General features: G+C 44.0%; 28 protein-coding genes. 7 read left to right on the plus strand and 21 right to left on the minus strand.

Annotated features, from left to right (window positions below; genetic code table 11):
• Positions 1 to 52: 52 nt before the first annotated feature.
• From ffh to PG418_RS13580, 3 genes are read right to left on the minus strand one after another with little or no spacing between them, the layout of a single operon-like run.
• Positions 53 to 1,417, minus strand: a complete 1,365-nt coding sequence (gene ffh / locus PG418_RS13570) for a signal recognition particle protein (protein ID WP_498837516.1) — start codon at positions 1,415 to 1,417, stop codon at positions 53 to 55.
• Between the two features lies 1 nt (position 1,418).
• Positions 1,419 to 1,763 carry a YlxM family DNA-binding protein gene (gene ylxM / locus PG418_RS13575; protein WP_008370603.1) on the minus strand — a complete coding sequence of 115 codons (345 nt, stop codon included), beginning with the start codon at positions 1,761 to 1,763 and terminating at the stop codon, positions 1,419 to 1,421.
• Positions 1,763 to 2,707 (minus strand): S8 family peptidase, encoded by a 945-nt coding sequence (locus tag PG418_RS13580; RefSeq protein ID WP_055260526.1) that lies wholly within the window; start codon positions 2,705 to 2,707, stop codon positions 1,763 to 1,765. The genes ylxM and PG418_RS13580 overlap by 1 nt, the downstream gene beginning before the upstream one ends.
• 135 nt (positions 2,708 to 2,842) lie before the next feature.
• Between PG418_RS13580 and PG418_RS13585 the strand changes: the two genes are divergently transcribed.
• On the plus strand, positions 2,843 to 3,121 hold the full coding sequence (locus PG418_RS13585) for a hypothetical protein (protein WP_022220624.1): 279 nt from the start codon (positions 2,843 to 2,845) through the stop codon (positions 3,119 to 3,121).
• 66 nt (positions 3,122 to 3,187) lie between these two features.
• Here PG418_RS13585 and PG418_RS13590 read toward each other — a convergent pair whose 3' ends face one another.
• Positions 3,188 to 3,319, minus strand: a complete 132-nt coding sequence (locus tag PG418_RS13590; RefSeq protein ID WP_022220625.1) for a hypothetical protein — start codon at positions 3,317 to 3,319, stop codon at positions 3,188 to 3,190.
• Between the two features lie 37 nt (positions 3,320 to 3,356).
• Complete coding sequence (locus tag PG418_RS13595; protein WP_044998655.1) at positions 3,357 to 3,593, minus strand: hypothetical protein; 237 nt, start codon at positions 3,591 to 3,593, stop codon at positions 3,357 to 3,359.
• Positions 3,594 to 3,721: 128 nt separating this feature from the next.
• On the opposite strand from PG418_RS13595, the gene PG418_RS13600 reads away from it, so the two are divergent.
• The 3 genes from PG418_RS13600 (at position 3,722) to PG418_RS13610 (ending at position 4,959) form a co-directional block, all read left to right on the plus strand.
• Entirely contained in the window at positions 3,722 to 3,856 is a 135-nt protein-coding gene (locus tag PG418_RS13600) for a hypothetical protein (RefSeq protein ID WP_264471514.1), read from the plus strand.
• 2 nt (positions 3,857 to 3,858) lie between these two features.
• Positions 3,859 to 4,161, plus strand: a complete 303-nt coding sequence (locus tag PG418_RS13605) for a hypothetical protein (protein ID WP_022220626.1) — start codon at positions 3,859 to 3,861, stop codon at positions 4,159 to 4,161.
• 63 nt (positions 4,162 to 4,224) lie between these two features.
• A complete protein-coding gene (locus PG418_RS13610) occupies positions 4,225 to 4,959 on the plus strand; it encodes a tRNA pseudouridine synthase A (protein ID WP_055248833.1) in 735 nt (244 codons plus the stop codon).
• A gap of 1 nt (position 4,960) precedes the next feature.
• Here the strand turns inward: PG418_RS13610 and PG418_RS13615 are convergent, their stop codons facing one another.
• Positions 4,961 to 5,365, minus strand: a complete 405-nt coding sequence (locus PG418_RS13615; protein ID WP_342999398.1) for a secondary thiamine-phosphate synthase enzyme YjbQ — start codon at positions 5,363 to 5,365, stop codon at positions 4,961 to 4,963.
• A 12-nt stretch (positions 5,366 to 5,377) separates the two neighbouring features.
• Positions 5,378 to 6,235 (minus strand): patatin-like phospholipase family protein, encoded by an 858-nt coding sequence (locus PG418_RS13620; protein ID WP_022220628.1) that lies wholly within the window; start codon positions 6,233 to 6,235, stop codon positions 5,378 to 5,380.
• A gap of 177 nt (positions 6,236 to 6,412) precedes the next feature.
• Here PG418_RS13620 and PG418_RS13625 point away from each other — a divergent pair, with 177 nt between their 5' ends.
• Positions 6,413 to 8,053, plus strand: a complete 1,641-nt coding sequence (locus PG418_RS13625; protein WP_022220629.1) for an ABC-F family ATP-binding cassette domain-containing protein — start codon at positions 6,413 to 6,415, stop codon at positions 8,051 to 8,053.
• 143 nt (positions 8,054 to 8,196) lie between these two features.
• Here PG418_RS13625 and galT read toward each other — a convergent pair whose 3' ends face one another.
• Both galT and PG418_RS13635 read right to left on the minus strand, forming a co-directional pair.
• Positions 8,197 to 9,687, minus strand: coding sequence for a UDP-glucose--hexose-1-phosphate uridylyltransferase (galT, locus tag PG418_RS13630; protein ID WP_498837517.1), 1,491 nt, complete (start codon positions 9,685 to 9,687; stop codon positions 8,197 to 8,199).
• A 144-nt stretch (positions 9,688 to 9,831) separates the two neighbouring features.
• Positions 9,832 to 11,115: a galactokinase gene (locus PG418_RS13635; RefSeq protein WP_498837518.1), complete on the minus strand. Its 1,284-nt coding sequence runs from the start codon at positions 11,113 to 11,115 to the stop codon at positions 9,832 to 9,834.
• A gap of 208 nt (positions 11,116 to 11,323) precedes the next feature.
• Between PG418_RS13635 and PG418_RS13640 the strand changes: the two genes are divergently transcribed.
• On the plus strand, positions 11,324 to 12,325 hold the full coding sequence (locus PG418_RS13640) for a LacI family DNA-binding transcriptional regulator (RefSeq protein WP_498837519.1): 1,002 nt from the start codon (positions 11,324 to 11,326) through the stop codon (positions 12,323 to 12,325).
• A gap of 155 nt (positions 12,326 to 12,480) precedes the next feature.
• Here PG418_RS13640 and PG418_RS13645 read toward each other — a convergent pair whose 3' ends face one another.
• Positions 12,481 to 13,113, minus strand: a complete 633-nt coding sequence (locus PG418_RS13645) for a histidine phosphatase family protein (protein ID WP_342999278.1) — start codon at positions 13,111 to 13,113, stop codon at positions 12,481 to 12,483.
• A 185-nt stretch (positions 13,114 to 13,298) separates the two neighbouring features.
• On the opposite strand from PG418_RS13645, the gene PG418_RS13650 reads away from it, so the two are divergent.
• Positions 13,299 to 13,778 carry an S-ribosylhomocysteine lyase gene (locus tag PG418_RS13650; RefSeq protein ID WP_055248839.1) on the plus strand — a complete coding sequence of 160 codons (480 nt, stop codon included), beginning with the start codon at positions 13,299 to 13,301 and terminating at the stop codon, positions 13,776 to 13,778.
• A gap of 127 nt (positions 13,779 to 13,905) precedes the next feature.
• Here the strand turns inward: PG418_RS13650 and PG418_RS13655 are convergent, their stop codons facing one another.
• The 11 genes from PG418_RS13655 to PG418_RS13705 all read right to left on the minus strand — a co-directional run bounded on the left by PG418_RS13655 (position 13,906) and on the right by PG418_RS13705 (position 22,352).
• Positions 13,906 to 14,463, minus strand: coding sequence for a 5-formyltetrahydrofolate cyclo-ligase (locus PG418_RS13655; RefSeq protein ID WP_055248844.1), 558 nt, complete (start codon positions 14,461 to 14,463; stop codon positions 13,906 to 13,908).
• A complete protein-coding gene (locus PG418_RS13660) occupies positions 14,441 to 14,662 on the minus strand; it encodes a DUF896 domain-containing protein (RefSeq protein WP_055157151.1) in 222 nt (73 codons plus the stop codon). The genes PG418_RS13655 and PG418_RS13660 overlap by 23 nt, the downstream gene beginning before the upstream one ends.
• A 51-nt stretch (positions 14,663 to 14,713) precedes the next feature.
• Positions 14,714 to 15,076, minus strand: a complete 363-nt coding sequence (locus PG418_RS13665) for a hypothetical protein (RefSeq protein WP_008370795.1) — start codon at positions 15,074 to 15,076, stop codon at positions 14,714 to 14,716.
• 95 nt (positions 15,077 to 15,171) lie between these two features.
• Complete coding sequence (locus PG418_RS13670; protein WP_498837520.1) at positions 15,172 to 16,842, minus strand: putative polysaccharide biosynthesis protein; 1,671 nt, start codon at positions 16,840 to 16,842, stop codon at positions 15,172 to 15,174.
• A 23-nt stretch (positions 16,843 to 16,865) separates the two neighbouring features.
• Complete coding sequence (ybeY, locus tag PG418_RS13675; protein ID WP_008370797.1) at positions 16,866 to 17,360, minus strand: rRNA maturation RNase YbeY; 495 nt, start codon at positions 17,358 to 17,360, stop codon at positions 16,866 to 16,868.
• Positions 17,357 to 18,364, minus strand: a complete 1,008-nt coding sequence (locus PG418_RS13680) for a PhoH family protein (protein ID WP_022219964.1) — start codon at positions 18,362 to 18,364, stop codon at positions 17,357 to 17,359. The genes ybeY and PG418_RS13680 overlap by 4 nt, the downstream gene beginning before the upstream one ends.
• Positions 18,365 to 18,367: 3 nt before the next feature.
• Positions 18,368 to 19,618, minus strand: coding sequence for a sporulation protein YqfD (locus PG418_RS13685; protein WP_498837521.1), 1,251 nt, complete (start codon positions 19,616 to 19,618; stop codon positions 18,368 to 18,370).
• A 15-nt stretch (positions 19,619 to 19,633) separates the two neighbouring features.
• Positions 19,634 to 19,876, minus strand: a complete 243-nt coding sequence (yqfC, locus tag PG418_RS13690; RefSeq protein ID WP_022219963.1) for a sporulation protein YqfC — start codon at positions 19,874 to 19,876, stop codon at positions 19,634 to 19,636.
• A 100-nt stretch (positions 19,877 to 19,976) separates the two neighbouring features.
• Positions 19,977 to 20,774 (minus strand): hypothetical protein, encoded by a 798-nt coding sequence (locus PG418_RS13695; protein WP_195510212.1) that lies wholly within the window; start codon positions 20,772 to 20,774, stop codon positions 19,977 to 19,979.
• A 189-nt stretch (positions 20,775 to 20,963) separates the two neighbouring features.
• The gene (locus PG418_RS13700; RefSeq protein WP_008370804.1) at positions 20,964 to 21,179 is read right to left on the minus strand and encodes a FeoA family protein; all 216 of its coding nucleotides are present in this window, start codon (positions 21,177 to 21,179) and stop codon (positions 20,964 to 20,966) included.
• 336 nt (positions 21,180 to 21,515) lie between these two features.
• Positions 21,516 to 22,352, minus strand: coding sequence for an MBL fold metallo-hydrolase (locus PG418_RS13705; protein WP_022219962.1), 837 nt, complete (start codon positions 22,350 to 22,352; stop codon positions 21,516 to 21,518).
• Positions 22,353 to 22,408 lie beyond the last annotated feature (56 nt).

The raw sequence follows: 22,408 nt of genomic DNA on the forward strand, positions 1-22,408 counted from the left end.
ATTTATAATAGTTTATCTATATATCACGCATGGTCTGCGGAATATATCTCCTTTAGAAAGGCATCTTGAACTTGCCTTTTTTACCTTTCCCGCCCATCATTCCCGGGAAAGACTTCATCATCTTGCGCATCTGCTCGAACTGCTTCATCATCTTGTTGACTTCCGAAATGTCAACTCCGGCTCCTGCTGCGATTCTTCGCTTTCTCTGCGGAGTGATGATGTCCGGATTCTGACGTTCCTTGATCGTCATGGAATAAATGATTGCTTCGACTCTTGCCATCTTCTGTTCCGCATCATCCGCATCGATATCGGGCATCTTGCCTTTGCCAAGACCACCCATGCCGCCAAGTCCGGGAAGCATATTCATGATACTTCCAAGACCGCCCATCTTGCGCATCTGTTTCATACTTTCCAGATAGTCCTCAAAATCAAACTGCGACTTTTTGAGTTTTTCTGTCATCTTACGTGCCTGTTCTTCGTCGATCTCTTCGCCGGCTTTCTCGATCAGGCTGAGTACATCCCCCATACCAAGGATTCTGGAAGCCATACGATCCGGATAAAACTGCTCCAAATCTGATAATTTTTCACCCATACCCACATAAAGGATCGGGCATCCGGTGACTGCCTTGATCGAAAGTGCCGCACCACCTCTGGTATCGCCGTCAAGCTTTGTGACGATTACTCCATCTATACCAATCTTCTCATTAAAGTTCTCTGCAACATTCACGGCGTCCTGACCAGTCATTGCATCGACAACGAGAATACTCTGATGAACCTCGACCGTGTTCTTAATCTCCTGCAGTTCTTCCATCATCTCTTCATCAATATGAAGACGTCCTGCAGTATCCAGAATAATCACATTGTTGCCATTCTTTTCAGCATGCTCCAGTGCTGCTTTAGCGATATTCGCCGGCTTCTGGTTATCTCCTATGGAGAACACTTCCACACCCTGCTTCTCTCCGTTGATCTGCAACTGTTTAATAGCTGCAGGTCTGTAGACATCACATGCTACCAGAAGAGGCTTCTTACCTTTCAGCTTGAACTTTCCTGCAAGCTTTGCTGTGGTCGTTGTTTTACCTGCTCCCTGAAGACCCATCATCATGATGACCGTCTTCTGGCTTCCCGGCTGGAATTTAATCTCCGTTGTCTCAGAGCCCATCAGATTCACCAGCTCGTCATTCACGATCTTGATCACCATCTGTCCCGGATTCAGTCCGCTCATCACATCCTGTCCGACTGCACGCTCCTGCACACTTTTTACAAAATTTTTGACAACTTTGAAGTTAACATCTGCCTCCAGAAGAGCCATCTTAACTTCACGCAGAGCCGCTTTTACATCATCTTCTGTAAGTCGTCCCTTACTTCTTAAATTCTTGAATACGTTCTGAAGTTTTTCTGTCAAACTGTCAAATGCCATGTTATAACTCCTCTATGATCTCTCCTGAAAGCTTTTTCACTTTCTTTATCAGTTCTTTTTCGTCCTGCTCTTCATAATTCTCAAGAAGCAGATCGATCTCATGGACTTTTTTTTTCACAGACATGAACTTCTCCACCAAATGCAGCTTCGCTTCATAATCCTCCAGACTCTTGTTACAGCGCCGGATCATATCATGAACACCCTGTCTGCTGATCCCCGCATCTCTTGCGATCTCGCTGAGCGAATAATCTTCAAGAACTGCCTGTTCATAAATCTCTTTCTGATGTTTTGTCAAAAGCTCACCATAAAAATCATATAATAATGTCTGCTTTAAAATCTCGTCCATCACTTATCACCTGTGCTATCATATAACAGATTTTCATTGGTGTCAAGTATTTTTTCTTGACATTCAAGAAATTTTTCTACATGCAGGTTCCCATGTCCCTGTCTCTGGTCATAATATCTGCCCTTTTCACAGGAATTCCACAGTCTGTATTTAAGTTCCAGATTACACATATCCGGGTATTTTTGCAAAACCAGAGCCGCTGCCCCGGACACTACCGGAGTTGCCATAGAAGTCCCGGTTTTCGGAATATAGGCATAAGGGCTCCGCACCGGATACAGGTAATTGCAGGAATAGATCCGGTTCCCCGGCACGGCAAGATCCGGTTTTTTAATACAATCTCCGGTCGGCCCACAGCCGGAATACTTCTTTCCCAGTTCTTCATCCGCCCCAACTGTGATCACCTTCCGGCTGTTTCCCGGTATCGTGACGCTCCCTTCCTTTGGTCCTTTGTTTCCTGCCGCCGTTACGACTACCAGACCGGCATCCCAGAGCCGTTCTACCCAGAACAGGAACAATTCATCTTCCGGATCCTTCTTATGAGGAAGAGTTCCAATCGAAATATTGACGATCCGGATCTTCATTTCCTTTTGTTTTAACAACACGTACCGGATCCCGTTTATCACATCCCGGATTTTTCCACCACCTCTCTGATTCAGCACCTTGACAGCAAAGATCTGCGCCTCCGGTGCCATTCCGCTGTACAGGCCTCTTCCGCTTTTTCCATTTCCGGCAAGAATTCCTGCCACATGGGTTCCGTGTCCATTGTCATCATATATGGTTTTCTTCCCCTGTACACAGTCCTTCCATCCCACGATGCGGCCGACAAGATCCGGGTGCTGTGTGATCCCTGTATCCAGAACGGCACAAACGACGCCCTTTCCAGTTATTTTGTTACGCATTGTATCCGAACACCAGTAGTGGATTTTCCGTTTCAAATCTTTCATATTTAAAATATCCTTTTTCTATTAGAATATTCTTTCTGAAATCAGATGCCAATTTCTTCGGAACTTTTTTGAAACACTGACATGCCTCCTTACATATGATGAAGTGTAAAGAAACCTTACTGGAGGCTATCAAATATGAGTGAATTAAGTGCAACAAACTGCGGATGTGGAAATTCTATGGATAACTGTGGATGTGGCTGCGGAATGTCTTCCTGCGTATGGATCATTCTTCTCCTCTGCTGCTGTGGCGGATGGGGACGCAATGGCGACGGATGTGGATGTGGAAATGACAGCTGCCTGTGGATCATCCTTCTTCTCTGCTGCTGTGGTGGATTCGGCAACGGATTCGGTAACGGATGCGGTAATGGATGCGGATGTGGAAACGGCTGTGGCAACGGCGGATGCGGCTGCTAGTTACGAAACTCAGATCTTATTCGTTCAGACAGACCAGAGGCGGGGCAAATTATATCCCCGCCTTCTTTATGTTTTGTTTTTGCGCTTCTCCTGTTGCTTTTCGTGTTCCTCTTCCTGCTCCTTTTCCTTTTTCTTTCGCAAACATTCTTCATCCACTTCATAGATCGCATTCCCATCAATAATAATCCGGCTGCTCATTTAATAAAATCCTTCCATTAGTTCTTCCTTTGCTTTATTATATGTGGATCTCATATTTTCCGTCTTCTTTACATATATATTTATAACGCTGAACCGTGGAGGACATATGGAAAAGAAACCGCCCCTTGTCATGACGCCATTTGACGAGTCTCTCACGAATGATTTTCTGCAACTTGTCAAAATCATTCTTCCCTATCTGCCCGATCACGTTCAGCGTATAGCTGGCATTTATGTGAAACTTACGGAACTTATGAATGCCTTTTACTGTTTCCAACCTCCTTATTATCATAATCGCAGAGGGCGGCTACGAAAGCAGGAGAAAGATCCGGGCAGCATGTTTGAAGCAGTTGTACCCTATCTTTCTCCTGAAAAAAGAGAAATGTTTGATTCCTTTTCCGGAATATGGCAAATGATGGAAATGATGAAAGAGATGGACTTTGGAGATCCTGCAAATATGGCAGATATGATGAATGGATTTCAGGCAGCACAGGATATGACGGATATGATGAGTGGATTTCAGACAGAAAGGATGGATGAAAATGAACGAATGGATGGAGCATCCGGATCTTGCGAATCTGGATCCGCTGAAACAGGAGCTGATCCGGACAGCAGCGTTGAAAGCCGGCGGCAAGAACGGGAAAGCACTGGTCCCGGTGATGATGTCACTGATCGCCGGTGCGAATAAACGGGGAATCCGGTTTACCCCTGATGAGATTTCGCTGATTCTTTCAGCGATCAAAGAAGGGAAAAGCAAACAGGAGCAGGCACAGATCGACCAGATGGTGCAGATGATCCGGACAATACAGGCAGGAAAACAGCCACCAAGGTCCGGAAGGCAATAAAAATTGCCTTGCCCGACAATCAATGCTATAATGAACGGCAGAAATGCACTTCAGGAGGAGCTTATGACAACGATCAAACTTACCATAGAATACGACGGAAGCCGCTATCCGGGCTTTTCCACAAAGAAAAAAAGCACCAGTATCGAATCAAAGCTTACACTGGCGATCAGGGATGTAACCGGACAGTCCACACAGCTTTTTGCTGCCGTAAAGACGGAACCGGGTGTTCACGCAACACATCAGATTGTAAGTTTTCAATTAGAAAAAGAATCTTTTTCAGATAATACAGAACTGTTAAAAATGAAATTAAACGCAGCTCTTCCGGCGGATATTGCAGTCACCTCGCTGAAAATCGCAGATGAACGTTTTGTGGCTTCTCTCGCGGTAAAAAGCTGTACCTATACCTGCCGGATTGCCACAGATCCTGCCGCAGCATTATTTTCCCGTCCGTACACCTGTGTTGTAACCGAGTCTCTTGACCTGGAATCCATGCAGCAGGCAGCGCAGCTTCTTACCGGTACGCATGACTTTGCCGCATTTTCAAACGGACGTACCAAAAAAAGTACAGTGCGCACTGTAGAAACGATCAAAATTAACCGCGAAGACCAACTGATACAGATTCAGTTGACTGCAAATAGTTTTCTCCGGCATATGCCGCAGCTTCTTGCCGGTACCATTCTCACAGCTGGAAAAGAAAAAAAGACAGACAGAACTACGCTGACTCTCGCTGGTGTAGAATCAGCAGCTCCTGCCTGTCCTTCGCATGCATTCACCCTGACGGATGTACAGCTCCGTTAATCTATCCTTCGATGATCTTCACATAAAAGGTACGGTTTCTTGGTCCGTCAAACTCGCAGAAATACAGATCCTGCCAGATGCCAAAAACGATCTCTCCATCATGGATGATCAGCGTCTGTGACGGTCCGACCACCGTCGTCTTCATATGTGCATGCGAATTTCCTTCTGCATGCTGGTAGAAGAACTGTTCTGCCGGAAATACTTTTTCAAAGCCACACAACATATCATGCACCACATCCGGATCTGCATTCTCATTGATCGTAAATCCGGCTGTCGTATGTGGTGAGAAGATCACAGCAATCCCTTCTCTTACACCGCTTCTTTCGACGTCTTCCCTTACCATTTCTGTTACCTTTGTCATTTGCTGCGATGCGTTTGTCGCAATCTGATGTTCGTACAGATGCATATGCACACCTCCTTATTTTTCCAGATAAGCTTTAAGTCTCGGAAGCTCTCTTTTCATCATTTCATAGCCATGATCGTAGAAAGCCATCAGCTTATCATAATCTTTTTCCAGTCTGGATACCGGCTTCATTTCCGGGCGAAGGACGAAGATATTTCCTTCTTTTTCCAGCTTTTCTATGTATTCTTCTGTCCGGTTATACATCACCGGTCTTCGAATACAGGTGCGGACAAGTGCCGGATATTTGCTGTACATCTTCCGGTATAACTTACCGACCGCTTTGGAAGTTGGTTTTTTGCGGTAGCCTTCCGGTCTCGTCAAAATGAGAACTATTTTTTTCAGTCCCTTTTCCTGCACATGCTTTACCGGAATGGAATCGGCAAGTCCACCATCCAGATACGGAATCCCGTCTATATTTACGATCGGACATACAAGTGGCATACTGCTGCTGGCGCGGCAGATCTTCATCAGCCGGTCACTGTCGTTCTCTTCGGTCATATATTCGGCATTTCCCGTAAGACAATTGGTTGTCACGATCTCACAGGTCATTCCATTTGAAAAATAAGTATCAAAATCAAACGGAAAGAGTTCATTCGGATATTTATTGAATATCATATCCATATCCAGAAGACTTCTTTCTTTTACGAAATCTTTAAGTCCGTAATAATAGCTGTATTCCTTTCCTCTGTGGATCATACAGTCCCTTGTCCTGCCGATCTGCTTTGAGACATAATCGACTGCATTACAGGAACCTGCCGATACACCGACCACGTATGAAAAATACAGATCTTTTTCCATCAAATAATCCAATGCGCCGGAAGTAAATACACCTCTTGTTGCACCGCCTTCCAACACCAGTCCTGCTTCTGTCAAAACACTCGCTCCTTTCGTCCTACCATGCTGTATATTTCGTGTATGATTTATAAGTATACCACAAATTCTTCCTTATGTTAATGCTTATTCTCTTGCGAAAATTGTGCAGTCATGTTACCATAATGAACGTAATGCAAAAATTGAAACGATAATTCTATTTGAATAAGGAGAATTTTTATGATTAGTACAAGTAATATCACCCTCCGCGTAGGGAAGAAAGCCTTGTTTGAAGATGTAAATATCAAATTTACAGAAGGCAACTGCTACGGTCTGATCGGAGCGAACGGAGCCGGAAAATCTACATTTCTTAAGATCCTTTCCGGGCAGCTTGAACCGACCAGCGGAGAAGTCATCCTCACACCAGGTGAGCGTCTTTCTTTCTTGCAGCAGGACCACTTCAAATATGACCAGTATCCGGTTCTTGATACTGTAATCATGGGAAATGCCCGTCTTTACGAGATCATGAAGGAAAAAGAAGTGATCTATGCCAAAGAAGATTTCACAGACGAGGACGGGATCAAGGCAAGTGAACTGGAAGCAGAATTTGCAACCCTGAACGGATGGGAAGCAGAATCTGATGCCGCATCTCTTCTGAACGGACTTGGAATTGAGACAGAGCTTCACTACAATATGATGAGCGAGCTGACCGGTGCACAGAAGGTCAAAGTCCTTCTTGCACAGGCACTTTTTGGTAATCCGGATATTCTTCTTCTGGATGAGCCTACCAACCACCTGGATCTGGATGCGATCGCATGGCTGGAAGAATTCCTGATCAACTTTGACAATACTGTTATTGTTGTTTCCCATGACCGTTATTTCCTGAATAAGGTCTGCACACAGATTGCCGATATCGATTACGGTAAGATCCAGCTCTACGCCGGTAATTACGACTTCTGGTACGAATCCAGCCAGCTGCTGATCCGTCAGATGAAAGAAGCCAACAAGAAAAAAGAAGAAAAGATCAAGGAGTTACAGGACTTTATTTCCCGGTTCAGCGCCAATGCGTCCAAGTCCCGTCAGGCAACTTCCCGTAAGCGCGCTCTGGAAAAGATCCAGCTTGATGAGATCCGCCCATCCAGCCGTAAATACCCTTACATCGATTTCAAACCGAACCGCGAGATCGGTAATGAAGTTCTGATGGTCGAAGGCTTATCCAAAACCATCAACGGGGAAAAAATCCTGGACAATCTTTCCTTCACACTGAACCGGGACGACAAAGTTGCATTTGTCGGTGGAAATGAATTTGCCAAAACTGTTCTCTTCCAGATCCTGATCGGAGAAATGGAGCCGGATGAAGGTACTTATAAATGGGGAATCACCACTACACAGGCATATTTTCCGAAAGACAGTGGAAAAGAATTTGACAATGACGATACCATCGTAGAATGGCTGACTCAGTATTCGGAAGAAAAGGATGTTACCTATGTACGAGGTTTCCTTGGAAGAATGCTTTTCGCCGGCGACGACGGTGTAAAGAAGGTTAAAGTTCTTTCCGGCGGGGAAAAGGTACGCTGTCTGTTATCCAAGATGATGATCTCCGGTGCCAACGTACTGATCCTCGACGAGCCTACTGACCACCTGGATATGGAATCCATCACTGCACTCAACAATGGAATGAAGAAGTTCCCTGGCGTACTTCTGTTCTCTTCAAGAGACCACCAGATCGTTGAAACGACAGCAAACCGTATTATGGAAATCCTTCCGGGCGGAAAGATGATCGACAAGATCACAACTTACGATGAATACCTTGCGTCTGACGCAACTGCCGCGAAAAGGCAGGCAATCCTGGATCTGAATACAGAAGAACAGGATGACTAAAAATTTATCTTGTCGGTACATTTGTGCTGATGTATAATAAATCAGGACTAAAACTCAGGTAGTTTCCCCGAACAATTGAAGTTCGGTCCGACACCCGAGTTTTAGTCCTTTTTTATCCTTTTATATTCTTTTTTTGCTCTATATTACAGGCTTCCAACAAACCGCTCAAATGCTGCCCTGCCTTCTTCTGTCTGCTTATAAACACCGGCATCTTCCAGCACCTGGTTAAACACCTGTCCGATTTCCTCATGGAGAATGTCCATGATATTTTCTTTCGTAATGTCTGTATATTTTGGAAGGAATTCTTCTACCCAGTCTGCATGCTTTTCAAGCACTTCATTGCTGCGGATGTCCTTTCCTTCAAGGATTGCATCTGCAAGCTGTTCCATCTCACTTTTCAGTCTTGACGGCAGCACTGCAAGTCCCATCACCTCGATCAGACCAATATTCTCTTTCTTGATGTGATGTAATTTTGCATGCGGATGGTAAACGCCAAGCGGGTGTTCTTCTGTCGTAATATTATTTCTGAGAACAAGATCCAGCTCAAAATACCTATCCCTGATTCTGGCGATCGGAGTGATCGTGTTGTGCGGTTCTCCGTTCGTCTCGGCAAAGATAAATGCTGCTTCGTCTGTATAAGATCTCCAACACATTAAAATATGGTCAGCTGCGCTGATCAGACGTTCTTTGTCTTTGCACTGCAGACGGATAACAGACATTGGCCATTTTACCATTCCGGCGCGCACATCTTCATACCCCGGAATCACATATTCTTTAATAACCGGAGCTTTTGCCATTGCAAATTCATGATTTCCACCCTGGAAATGATCATGGCTTAGGATCGATCCTCCTACGATTGGAAGATCTGCATTGGAACCAACAAAATAGTGTGGAAACTGGCTGACAAAATCCAACAGCTTTGCAAAGGTTGCACGCTCAATTTTCATCGGCACATGCTCTCCGTTGAAAACGATGCAGTGTTCATTGTAATATACATACGGTGAATACTGGAATCCCCAGTCTTTTCCATCGATCCTGACCGGAATGATCCGGTGATTCTGTCTTGCCGGATGATTGACGCGACCGGCGTAGCCTTCATTTTCCTTACACAGCTGGCATTTCGGATAACCACTCTGTGTAGCATTTTTTGCTGCCGCGATCGCTTTCGGATCTTTTTCCGGTTTGGACAGATTGATGGTGATCTCCATCTCCCCATATGGTGTCTCTGTGATCCATTTCTGATCCTTTTTAATCCGGTATCTGCGGATATAATCGCTGTCCTGACTAAGCTTGTAAAAATAATCGGTCGCCTTTTTCGGTCCTTCCTGATACAGTTCATAGAATTTATGGCTTACCATGCTCGGCAGCGGGACCAGTTTTCCCATGATTTTTGTATCAAACAGATCCCGGTACACGATTGAATCTGCAATCAGTTCTTTTTCCACTGCATAATCTGTAATCTCCTTCAGAATCTGTTCCAGCTCCTCTGCACCCCTGCTTCCTGGTGTCTCCTCGTAAGACTCCAGCCCAAGTGCCTCTAAAATCTGATTGGTAACAAATATTTTATCTTCCGGTGCTACAAGCCCCGTATCTAATCCATACTGTACCAGTTCTGTAATTGCCTGATCGATCATTTTTCTTCCTCCAAATCTTTTTGCTCGTCCTTTATCCATCCATTTTCAATGCGGCACATTTTTTTACACCGAATCCTTTATTTATTCAGATAGCAAACTAAAATCTGTATTTATGTCTAACCTTGACAGCTAGCATATTTTCGTTTACGCGATTACTTTCATTCCGCCATATTTACGAACCTTTAATACGTGGCAGGATCCTTCTCCAAATACTGCATCCAATGCTTTTCTGTACTCTTCTACAAAATCATTCTTCACAAATGCCTGAATGGTTCCGGCAAATCCGCCTCCATGCACACGGCATACTCCATGGTTTCCGAGTACATTTTCGCTGACTGCAAGGGCAATGGATACTGCCTGGTTCTGCACGTCACGGTTAGTATATACATTCTGAAGATATTTGAAAGAGGAATCTCCGGATGCTTTGATCATATTAAGGAAATCTTCAAATCTTCCTTCGCGAAGGGATGCAACCTGTGCTGCAACTCTCGCATTATCACCGAAGAAATGCATAGCCCGAAGCACCGGACGGTCTCCAAGCTTCTCGCGGAGTGCCGGGATCGCTGCAAAAAATTCTTTTTCATCTACGTCACGGAGAACTTCTTTTCCAAAATATGTTGCAATAGCTTTCATATCCGCCGGAATCTGTGCATAATCCGGTGTCAGATCCTGATGAGAACCTTTGGTATCTACGATGCACAGACTGCATGCATGATTTTCAAAATCTACATCTACTTTTTCTACAATCGGAGCCTTTGGATCTTTGAAATCAATGTGGATCAGTCCACCAACCGCGCAGGCTGTCTGGTCCATCAGACCACTTGGCTTTCCAAAGTAAACATTTTCAGAATACTGACCAATCTGTGCAATCTCTACCATGCTGATCTGCATATCGTTGTAAAGTCCGGAAACAATGGTTCCAATGATTGTTTCAAATGCAGCAGACGAAGAAAGTCCTGCTCCGATCAGCACATCACTTGTCACATAAGCATTGAATCCACCAATCTTGTATCCGCGTTCTTTCAGTCCTGCAAGTACGCCACGGATCAGTCCGATAGATGTCCCTTCTTCTTTGTCAACCTTTTCTACATCATTCGCATCGATAACGATCATATCATATCCTTCAGATACCACACGGACGGTCATATCTTCATTTTTATTTACAATTGCGATCGCATCCAGATTAATAGAGGTTGCAAGCACCATTCCGTGCTGATGATCTGTATGATTTCCACCAACTTCACTTCGTCCCGGTGCGCTGTATACTTCTACTTCTCTGTCCCCATACAATTTCTGATACTCTGCCATCGCTTTTACATAGCGTTCTTCCTGATGTGCAATCACACTTTCATCAATATAAATATCTTTTAATGTATCACGGTACACGCCCTGTTTCATTTCTTCCATAAGTTTTGTAAGCTGTTTCATCTTCATTTCCTCCAAATACATTTTCGATTCTGCTTTGATAATTGTATTATAAAATATATTTAGTAAATTTGCAATATATATTTACTAAATATTTTGATAAATTTACTAGTGAATTTTTGTACAGTTCTACATAATTCTTTCACTTTCCATTTTTTTACTCCTCTGTTATAATAGAAGAATCAGAAATTTTTTAACAAGGGGGCCGCTTATGGCAACAATCAAAGATATTGCTTCTGCTGCCGGTGTTTCTGCCGCAGCAGTTTCACGTATACTGAATAATGATGAGACGCTCAATGTCTCACCGGAAACCCGACAGAAAGTACTGGATACTGCAAGAGAGCTGCATTATGTAAAGCGCGGACGTCCTTCTGTCAAATCACTTTTTACCCTTGGGATCATTCAGTGGTTCTCTTCCCAGCAGGAACTGGAGGATAATTATTATCTTCTGATCCGTCAGGGAATTGAAGATTACTGCCTCTCACACAATATCCAGATCGTGCGTACCTACAAAAGCGACATCAATTACATGGACGTTCTGAAGGATGTAGACTGTCTGATCTGTATCGGCAAATTCAGTCAGGAGGAAATTTCTTATCTGTATGAGATGAATTCGTGCATCCTGTTCCTGGATATGCCGGTAAACGATGACCGGATTTCCACGATCATTCCGGATTTCGGCGAAGCAGTTACAGAAGCTCTGGATTATCTGACTGGGATCGGGCACCGGGAGATTGGTTTCTTTACCGGAAAAGAATATATCGGCGAAAATCATCTCTATCCGGATTACCGAAAAAAAGTCTTTATTGATTACTGTGATGCACACGATTTAATTTATGAGCCTTATATCCAAGAGGGTGTATTCCAGATTTCTTCCGGTTATGAGATGGCATGCAATCTGATCAACGACGGCAAACTGCCGACGGCGATCTTTGCAGCAAGCGATCCGATCGCTTTTGGTGCGATCAAAGCCTTTACCGAACACGGGATCCGTGTTCCGGAGGATATTTCCATCGTAGGCTTTGATGATATCAATATGGCACAGTTTTCTGCTCCACCGCTGACAACGGTCAGTGCGCCAGCTTATCATATGGGAATGTACGGAGCTTCTATTCTGCAGCATCTCCTGAGGGAGCATCCGGGACCTGCACTTAAGATCAAACTGCCGTGTAAGCTGGTTGTCCGGAATTCGTGTAAAGCGATTGAAAAATAGCTCCTTATCTGTCTAAATATACCAATGAATTTTATCTAACATCAAAAAGCTCCCATCCGGAGAAGAAATGAGTTATAATTAGCTCACATTTCTCCGGATGGGAGTTTTTTTATTAAGCAATTTATCTGAAAGCCTTTAGGACATCAAATAACTTTCTACCAGTCCTGCACTGACTCTTTATAATAAGTCACATTTTCCTGTAAAATTTCTATTTTTCCATCTTTTACTTCCGCAATTGATACCGCACAGTTCTTATGTACCCCCTGCTGCCAGTACCCAGAAATCGGCAGACCTTTCATCAGGCTCAGAATCCCGCAAAGTGCTGCACCATGTGTGGATAAAAGTACATTTTTATCCTGAAGATCTTCTTTCTGATAAAGCTCTTCCAGAAAATTATTCAGACGTGCACGCACTTCTTCAAAGGATTCCCCTCCTTTTGGCGGCTGATACACTTCCGGTGCATTAAAAAAGTTGCGAAATCCCGAATCCGGAATATTCCATCCCTCTTCTCTGCAGCAAAGTCCCTCAAATTCTCCAAAGCTCATCTCCTGGATCCGCTTATCTGGAACAATCGGAACCTCCCTGTCCCCCAGGACGAGCCGTGCCGTCTCTGCCGCTCTTTTCAGCGGGCTTGTGTAACAGACCGCAAATGGAACATCTGCAAGTGCCGGAGCCGTCTCTTTTGCAAGTAGTTTTCCAAATTCATTCAGTGGAATATCCACCTGTCCCTGTAATTTTCTTTTTTTATTCCAGTCCGTCTCTCCATGACGGATCATATATATTTTCATCTCTTAGCTTCCTCCTGCTATCATTAAAAACACACGCATCCTCCGTGCCAGTCAGCATAGCGATTGGCACGGGAGTTAACAGTAACGATTATAGCACATTTTTCACCTTTCTTCCACCAAAAGGCTTGTTATTAAACTTTATGACAGTTATAATAAACGTAGTACAAAAAAGGAGATACTTGATTATGGAGAAAATTACCAGTTTCACAATAGACCATTTGAAGCTTGTTCCTGGGCTTTACGTCTCACGTAAGGATTGTGCCGGCAAACAGGTCATTACAACCTTTGATATCCGCATGACCAATCCGAATGAAGAACCGGTTATGAATACTGCAGAGGTTCACACCATCGAACATCTTGGTGCAACCTTCCTTCGTAACCACAGGGACTACGCATCAAAAACACTTTACTTTGGACCAATGGGATGCCGTACCGGCTTCTACCTTCTTCTTGTAGGTGATTATGAATCAAAAGATATCGTTCCACTGATGAAAGAAATGTTTGCTTTTATCGCAGACTTCAATGGGGACGTACCGGGAGCTGCTGCAAAAGACTGCGGAAACTATCTGGACATGAACCTTCCGATGGCAAATTATATGGCAAAAAGATATCTGACTGAGGTTCTGGAAAATATTACAGAAAAACAGCTGGTTTATCCTGAATAAGCCTTACTATATGAACCTGAAAATGGGAGCCAAACATACTATCCATTGATTTTCTTCAAATGTTCCTGTATGTTTGCTCCCATTCCTGTTTTCAATCAAAACTCTCTATGATACACTTCCGGAATTTCTACCAGAACCTCTCTTCCGTTGTAACATAATCTGCCGGAAGATCAAATTCTTCGGTCTCAATTTCTTCTACGATCTGCATTTCATAAGCAGCTGCGATCCGGCAGATATCTTTCCGTTTTTCAAAATAACGATCATAAAATCCACCGCCATAACCGACACGGTTCTTTTTTTCATCAAAAACACTTCCCGGCAGGATTGCCAGTGTAGTCTGCCCTTCTCCGGCTTCATAAACAGGGCATTCTTTTTTCGGCTCCAGGATGCCATAAGCCCCCTTTTCCAGATCCTCAAAAGAATATATCCGATAAAACTCCATCTCTTTTCCCGCTACCCGTGGCACATAGACCTTTTTTCCAAGCTCCCATGCCTTCTCGATCAGTGTTCCGGTTGCCACCTCTCCACGAAAATCAATATACGCAAGAAGGTTGTCTGCATTTTTAAATGTCTCTGTCTCTTCAATGCGCCTCATGATCCGCAGGCTCTTCTCCCGAACCTCTTCTTTTGGAAGTGCCTGTCTCATTTTCAGAATTTTTGCCCTAATTTCCTTTTTTCTGTCCATATTTCTCACCCAGATTTGTAATGGATCCATCCTTCTCCTTGATTGAAATGTTATTAAGCTGTCCACGAAGATTTCTTTTGAATGCATCTACATATTCCCGTCTGAGAATCTGCTGTTCTTTTTTCTCTTCCTCTGTCAGTCCTTCTGCTTTTGATTTTCTATATAATTCATTAATGCGTTCAATTTTTGCTGTCTCCATTTTTCTTTTGTCCCTTCTTTGTTTTTCTATATAATAATGTTGTCTTTTTAATCAGCTGGAATAATTTTCCAGGAACCCATAAAGCTTGTCTTTTCCCTCTAACCGCTTTCCCTCCCGGATCTCATTCTGCAGTTCTTCCGGAAGCTCTTCGACACGGATATTCGTATATTCATAAATACTTGTCTGGTCGTCCAGATAAACAATCACATATCCGTTGCGGTTTTTCAAATAATACACCCCTTCTTTGTGTGCGCCACCCTGAGTGCTGACTGTCTGTTCTGTTTTCTGCTGCTCCGTCTGTTCTGTCCTTGCAATTTCTTTCCTGTAATTATAATCTGCATAATATGCATAAGACAGGATCGCAAGAATCAGAAGAGTCCCCGTTAAAAGACCAATATGATATCTTGTTTCCATAAGGAACACTCCTTTTTCTACAAGTATTGGTCTGCTTGGAGGATTTTATTCATTGTGGGGGGATTTTTAGGTTGTGATACCAAATCCTCCACAGCTTAGTAATATCTGCGTTCTTTTAATAAATGGCATTTTTTACAGACTATTACGATCTGGCGACCTTTTGGGAGACCGAGGAGTTCTTTTTCAGACATGCCACCCATTTTAAGGAGAACGACTGCGTATACCGCTACTGCCACGATGAGGGCGATCAGGGTTGCGATTCTTCCTCCGATGAAGGTGTCAAGTACGAAATGCACTGCCCATGCCAAAATTGCCATAACAGCTCCGGCGATAGACGGAATGACAAAAGTCTTACGGCTCTCCTGAAGATATCCACATGCTTCACGGATATCATGTGCATTCATGATACACATGCATAAAGAGAACACAATCTTACTTCCAATCAGTGCATAAATGCCCCATTTGAACATAACAAGCATAATAAACAGAGATACAATATGTAGTATCAGGGATACCATTGCATTTTTTACCGGTTCCATCATACGGTCCAGCCCCTGAAGCACTGTATTCGTAACGGTTGAAAGTGAATAAAATACCAAAGAAATCGCTCCGATCTTCAGCATAATTCCCTGTGTTACATTATCTACATTCGGCCACAGGAAATCCATGATCGGCTGACCAAGTGCAAAGAATCCAAATGCGCTTGGAATCGCAATCAGCATCGTGTAACGGATAACCGTATAAATCCGGTTATGTAACAGTCTTCTGTCATGATTCTCTGCCGCGCTTACAAGCCCCGGGATCACAGATGATCCCAATGCACTCGCAACGGCAAGCGGTACGTTGAACAGGGTATAATACTGTCCTAATTTACCAAGAAGCTCTGCACAGACCGCCTCACTGGTTCCCTGTGCGCCCATGATCTTATTGAACATAGCACTGTCAATAACATTTGCACTGTTATAAATCGTTGTACTTAAAATGATCGGTGCGATCGTCAGAATCAGGATCTTGAAAATCGCACGGTAATCATCCAGTTCTTTCGAGGTATCCCGCTTCATCTGCCGCATCATCGGCTTGCGGAATACCACATAGCAGAACAGTAAGAACAGCAGACCGATCAGAGCACCGGCTACTGTACCAAGTGTACCTCCTGCTGCGGAATAGGCTGGTCCAAAAAGGTTATTCCCCTGCACCTTAGCCATCTGTTTTCCATTTTCCAGAAGAATGGCTGCACCTACAACACTGACAATCGCATTGAGAAGCTGTTCAATGATCTGCGAAATTGCAGTCGGGATCATCGTTCCCAGCCCCTGAAAATAGCCACGAAAAACTGCCATAATCGCACAAATCAGGAGCCCGGGAGCAAGCACCTTCAAAGAATAGCAGCTCATTTTGGCTCCCATCAGATATTCTGCGATCGCCTCTGCTCCAAAAAATACGATCACCATGATCGTGACACCAGATAGCGCAGCTATGATCAGTGATGCCTTCAATACCCTGAATGCATTTTTCCGTTCTCCTGCCGCCATTTTGAATGACACCAGCTTTGATACCGCAACCGGCAGACTGTAAGACGAAATGATCAGAGCAATAGAATACACCTGAAATGCCATATCATAATAGCCCTGTCCTTTAAGCCCCATAATATTAAGCATCGGGATCCGGTATACTGCCCCGATGATCTTTGTGATAATACCGGCTGCCGCAAGGATGCTTCCCTGCATCAGAAAACTGCCGCCCTTTGATTTTTTCTTTTTACCCATACGTTAAAACCTCATACTTTTATCTATCTTGTAATTCCCAGCATCTCCAGAACTTCCCGCTGTTTCTTTTCCATCACGAGCCGTTCTTCATCTTCCATATGGTCATAACCTAACAAGTGCAACATACTGTGCGCAATAAGGAAAGCAAATTCACGTTCTACCGAATGGCCATATTCTTCTGCCTGTTCCTTTGCGCGCTCTTTGGAAATCACAATATTGCCGAGCATCAGTTCTCCGGTCTCCGGATCAAATGAACTGTCATCTGTATCCAGATATGCATAATCAGCCGGTGACGGGAATTCCGTCATCGGAAATGACAGGACATCGGTTGCACGGTCGATTCCGCGAAATTCCAGGTTCATCTGTCGGATCTCCTCATTCATCGTAAGAAGAAGTTCTACCTGCGCCTCGTACGGACACTTCTCATAATCCAGGACTGCATCTGCAACTTTTGTCGCCAGTTCTTCATAAGGCAGCTTTAAATCCAATGCTCCCTCATCCTCTAAAAATAGTCTCATCTTGTTCCTCGTTTCTTTCTGTCTCTAGTGTGGGATTTTTTCTGTTCCTGCTTTTGCTCGTATTCCTCGTACGCTTTAACAATCCGCTGTACCAGCGGATGTCTGACAACATCCCGGCTGGTCAGACGGCAAATCGAAATATCTTCCAGATTCTTGACTACACTCACTGCCACATCAAGTCCGGATGTCTGTCCTGCCGGAAGGTCTTTCTGTGTAGAGTCTCCGGTGATCACGACTTTGGATCCAAAACCAATACGTGTCAGGAACATCTTCATCTGCGCCGGTGTGGTATTCTGTGCCTCATCCAGAATAATAAAAGCGTTGTCAAGGGTTCTGCCTCGCATATAGGCAAGAGGCGCAACCTCGATCAGCCCTTTTTCTGAATTCTTGATAAAGCTTTCTGCTCCCATGATCTGATAGAGTGCATCATAAAGTGGTCTTAAATATGGATCGATCTTGCTCTGCAGATCTCCCGGCAAAAAGCCAAGCTTTTCTCCTGCTTCAATTGCCGGACGTGTCAGAATGATACGCCCCACTTCATTGCGTTTGAACGCCGTGATTGCCATTGCCATCGCCAGATAAGTTTTACCGGTTCCGGCAGGGCCAAGGCCAAAGGTGATCATCTTTTCCCGGATCGCATCCACATATTTCTTCTGTCCGAGCGTCTTTGGTTTGATTGGCTTTCCCTGAAGTGTATGACAGATCAGGTCTTTATCAATTGTCAGAATATCTTCCGCGCTGTCTTCCATCGTAAGGGACAGGGCATAGTCTACATTCTGCTCCTGGATCGTGTTACCGCGCCTGGAAAGCTCGGTAAGCTGCGACAATACCTGCTGCGCCCTCTCTACATTCTTTTCTTCTCCAAGGACTTTCACCTTTCCATTTCGCGCGATCAGTGTAACATGTAAAGCTCTCTCAATTTTTTTTGCAAATATATCGAACTGGCCAAACACATTTTTTTCATGTTCAGCCGGTATGTCTATCATGGTCTCAAGAATTCCCATAAATCAGTTTCCTTCCTGCTGTATATTTTCTGCATCTGCCTTCGGCAGTTCATGTACCGTTCCTTTTTGTACAATTCCGAACGGTCCGGATAAAACCAGTTTCCCCTTTGCCGAATACCGGTTCGTCTCCCTGTATATTTTAACATCATTCTCTGAAATTTGAACCCCTTTTTTCTCTAATCGGGCGCAAAACTTCTCAAAATTATAGGACAGAATTTCTCTTGCTTCCCTGTCTGTATAAGAAATCTCCTCTTTTCTGCTCTCTTTGCTCCGTTCAACTCTTACCGAGACCGGAAATGGAAAATGTCTCTCCAAATACAGGATATATCTGCAGGTCAGCGCATTATATTCCGGGTAAGGTAGCTCCCGCCTGCCAAAAAGATACAGCCTTCCCGGTGTTTCTATCCAGAACCTCCAGCTCTTCTTGCCGGTATCTTTCCATACCGGATGCAGCCCGTCAAGAATATCTGTATACGCAACCGTTGTCTGTGCTATTATGTCTGCATCCGATACCCGGTACTGGTATCCTGTCACCTCATCTGAATCATTCTTTACTTCCACACTTCCACTCACAAGGATCTCTCCTTTTTTTACCTCACTGCCTTCCCGGACAAGCGGATTCCCTTTTCGTGTAATGATCTTCTGAATGATCCCGTCCGCTTCTGCCACAATATCCATCGGCGCTTCCGCCTCAGCTTCTGTCTGCAGCTCCTTCCGGTCAGGATTCTCCCTGACTTTAATCTTCAGACAACTCCCATGAACATAGGCTGAAACCCAGATAATATCGTCGTATTCCATACGAATATCTTTTTCAATCCGGTCACAGTCTACATTCTTTTTTGCCATTCCACAGGCAATTCCCTTTTCTGTCAGAAAAGAAAGCAAAACCTCATCTGTCCTTGCAAGGTTTCCATCAATCTGAATCCTCCATATAAAAGAAGAAAGCAGAAAGATCAGACAGATTGCGATGACCGATCCTGTAAAAAAAAGCTTCCGTCCACGATATTTATGTATAAAAAACGGGACTCCTCTTTTCTGGGTGATTCGTACCTTTGCCCTGCTCTTCCTGACCATTGGTCGCAGTCTGCGGAAATCCCGGACGCGGATATTCATCTCATATGCCCCTTTTGCCGGTCTCAGATTCCAGAGAAAAATCCCATGATAACAGCAAAGATTTAAAAAACGTTCCGGTGAATATCCTTCGACTCTGATGCGCAGGTATCCGGCAAGATTATTCAGAATATATCGCAGCATCTTCGTCATCCCTTCCTAAGAATACTCAATTTTCTCTACCTTTCCGGTAATCTTCATATCGGTTGTTGTATAGTAGTTGATCTCAAGTGATTTCCCTGTGATGCGAATCTGCCCGCTACGTACATTTATACGGATCAGCTGTTCGGTATATTCCAGAATTCCACGGTAATTCTCTATATTCACTTCATAATGCCCTGTAAGAGTCAGAATCGGGACACCCAGCACCACATCCTTCGGCAAATTTGCTGCATCTGCCATGCGATACCTTCGTGTCCCGTCTTCTTGTTCGGATCTCTGTCTCATATTGCCGCATATACCGTTTTGTTGACAGTGTATGCTTCAGAACCACATAATATTCCTATGCTGTATAATTGCTGAATTTTCCCGGGAGCAGTCTTCCCGCACATGCATGAATTTCGATCTGACCTTTTTCTCCGGCAATAAACTTTAATACCGTTGTCTCATCTGACAGTTCCGGTGTCGGTCTGCCAATCGTAAGCACATTCTTCTTTGCGTAAGTTGTAAAGGTATATTCACTGCCCGGCCGCAGAGAACAGATGGGTCTGCCATTTAAGAAAAATGCATCCTGCCCGCCGGTATAACCGCCCTCTTCTTCGATAATACGGATCGTTGCCGGAGCAAAAAGGCAATCCGGTTCCTGCTGTGGCTGTTCCCAGACATTCTGTTGATTATCCCAGCCGTTCTGATTCTGGTTCCATCCATTTTGCTGATTATCCCAGCTGTTCTGGTTCCATCCATTTTGCTGATTATCCCAGCTGTTCTGGTTCTGGTTCCATCCATTTTGCTGATTATCCCAACCGTTCTGGCTCTGATTCCATCCACCTGACTGATTATTCCATCCATTTGGCTGGTCTTCTGGTCTGTAATTTCCCATCGGTGCTTTTTTTGCAACCCAGTAAGAAGTGAAACCGCCAATTGCAGCTCCGATAATTCCAAAAAAATATGCCCCGTAAAATGCATTATCACCTGCATTCAAAAGCTGCATCAGCCAGGCTCCGACAAAAGTACCGGTAAATTCAAGGCCAAACCACAATCCCAGTGTCAATGCACGATATTTTTTTGGATTCTGTCCTCTTTCTATCGCGTGCTTTCCATTCACACGCCAAAGCCATATAAGACAAATAATTTCTAACATTTGTTTTCCCTCTTTCGCGCTTCTATTTTGTTACATAAAAGTATTATATCTTCAATCGCAGCTGAAAACAATCCGTTATTCTGTGAAAACTTTATAAAATCGAACAGACTGGCTCCTCCATGATCCGGATATACAAAAAAATCGATCCTACTTTTCCTGTGATTGTAAGATCGATTTTTCATTTCTTTGTTATACTTGAATTCTCGCAGCGGCATCCTGGCTGATAGCGAACCGCTTCTGGTCAGATGCTATAATCATCATACCACTGGCATCATTCTGGATCACATGGATTTCGCTGCCCTCTTTGATTTTGAATTCCTTTAATTTTTCCAGCACCTCCGGTACTCCGAACATCCATTTGATCGTGTACCATTTTCCAGGAACAGCTGTTGATAATGCCTGCATTTTTACACCTTCTTTTTTTTTCCTTTGACTTTACTACAGTATACTCGCTTTCATATTGGTTAGTCAACGGCAATGTTTTTTAGTTATTATATACACAATTCCATTCAATAGCCATATTTAACAATTATTTTCAGAATTCAACTTCTGTTTTATCACCCTCACTATAAGCTGGTTCTGGAAGAAAATCTGATCAAGGCAGACGAGCTGGATGAAGTTCTGGATGCTTATGCAATGACCGAACCTGAAGTCATACTCATAAAAGAAGCAATGTAACAAGACAAAAGCCCCAGGATCTATCAACTCATTACCCGTGATAAATCCTGGGGCTTCCTTCATTTAAAATACCACCGTTTCCCCTGTTCCAAGTGCATGTACCATTTCGCCAAGTTCTTTTTTCAGAATCCCGAATGCAATATTTCCGGTACAGTGACCGGTATAGATTTCCTCTACGCCAAGCCCTTTCAATTCCTGCGCAGTTTCCACAACCTCTTCCTCTGGTATGGCAAGTGTATCCATGCCCGAGAGCTTCATCATATGGAATCCACCGACAACCGCATAGACCTTTTGCCCGCCGAGTGCCATCTGCACTTCTCGCACAATATTGACAATTCCCCCATGGGAACAGCTATTAAATATCACCAGTCCTTTTCCCGTCTCAAAAACCACACTCTGCTCATGTGCAAAATCATCTGCAATAAACTCTTCACCGATTTTCCGGTACATGTGCGCCCTGCGTCCCATCTCATCCAGACCGCCGGTAAAATGCGGTACGACCCAGACGCCTTTTTCAACTTCACAGACTGCATTTAACGGACGGAACCGCTCTTTATAATTTTCCAGAAGATGTTGCGGAATTCCAATATATTTATCTTTTCCTTCTGTCCGGTAAAAACAGTTCTCAGCAGACGTCTCCTGCATATAGACCGCTGCTTTGTCATTCTCCTTAAAAAACTCCTCGAAACCGCCACTGTGGTCATAATGTGCATGGGATAAAAACGCCGTATCTACTTTCGAAAGATCAATCCCCAGCTCCTTTGCATTTTCTGCAAAGAGTGCTGTTGCGCCAGTATCCAGAAGGTACGTCTTTCCCTCATATTCGATATAAACCGACAGTCCATGTTCTGCACAAAGTCTGCATCTGGAACTGTTTTCTACTAATACTACCATCTTCATATGAATCAGCCGTTACTGAAAACTTATAAAAAGTTACAAACTTCTATGTTTCATTC

The sequence above is a fragment of the Bariatricus sp. TF06-38A genome (assembly GCF_027690675.1).
Taxonomy (GTDB): Bacteria; Bacillota; Clostridia; order Lachnospirales; family Lachnospiraceae; genus Allocoprococcus; species Allocoprococcus comes.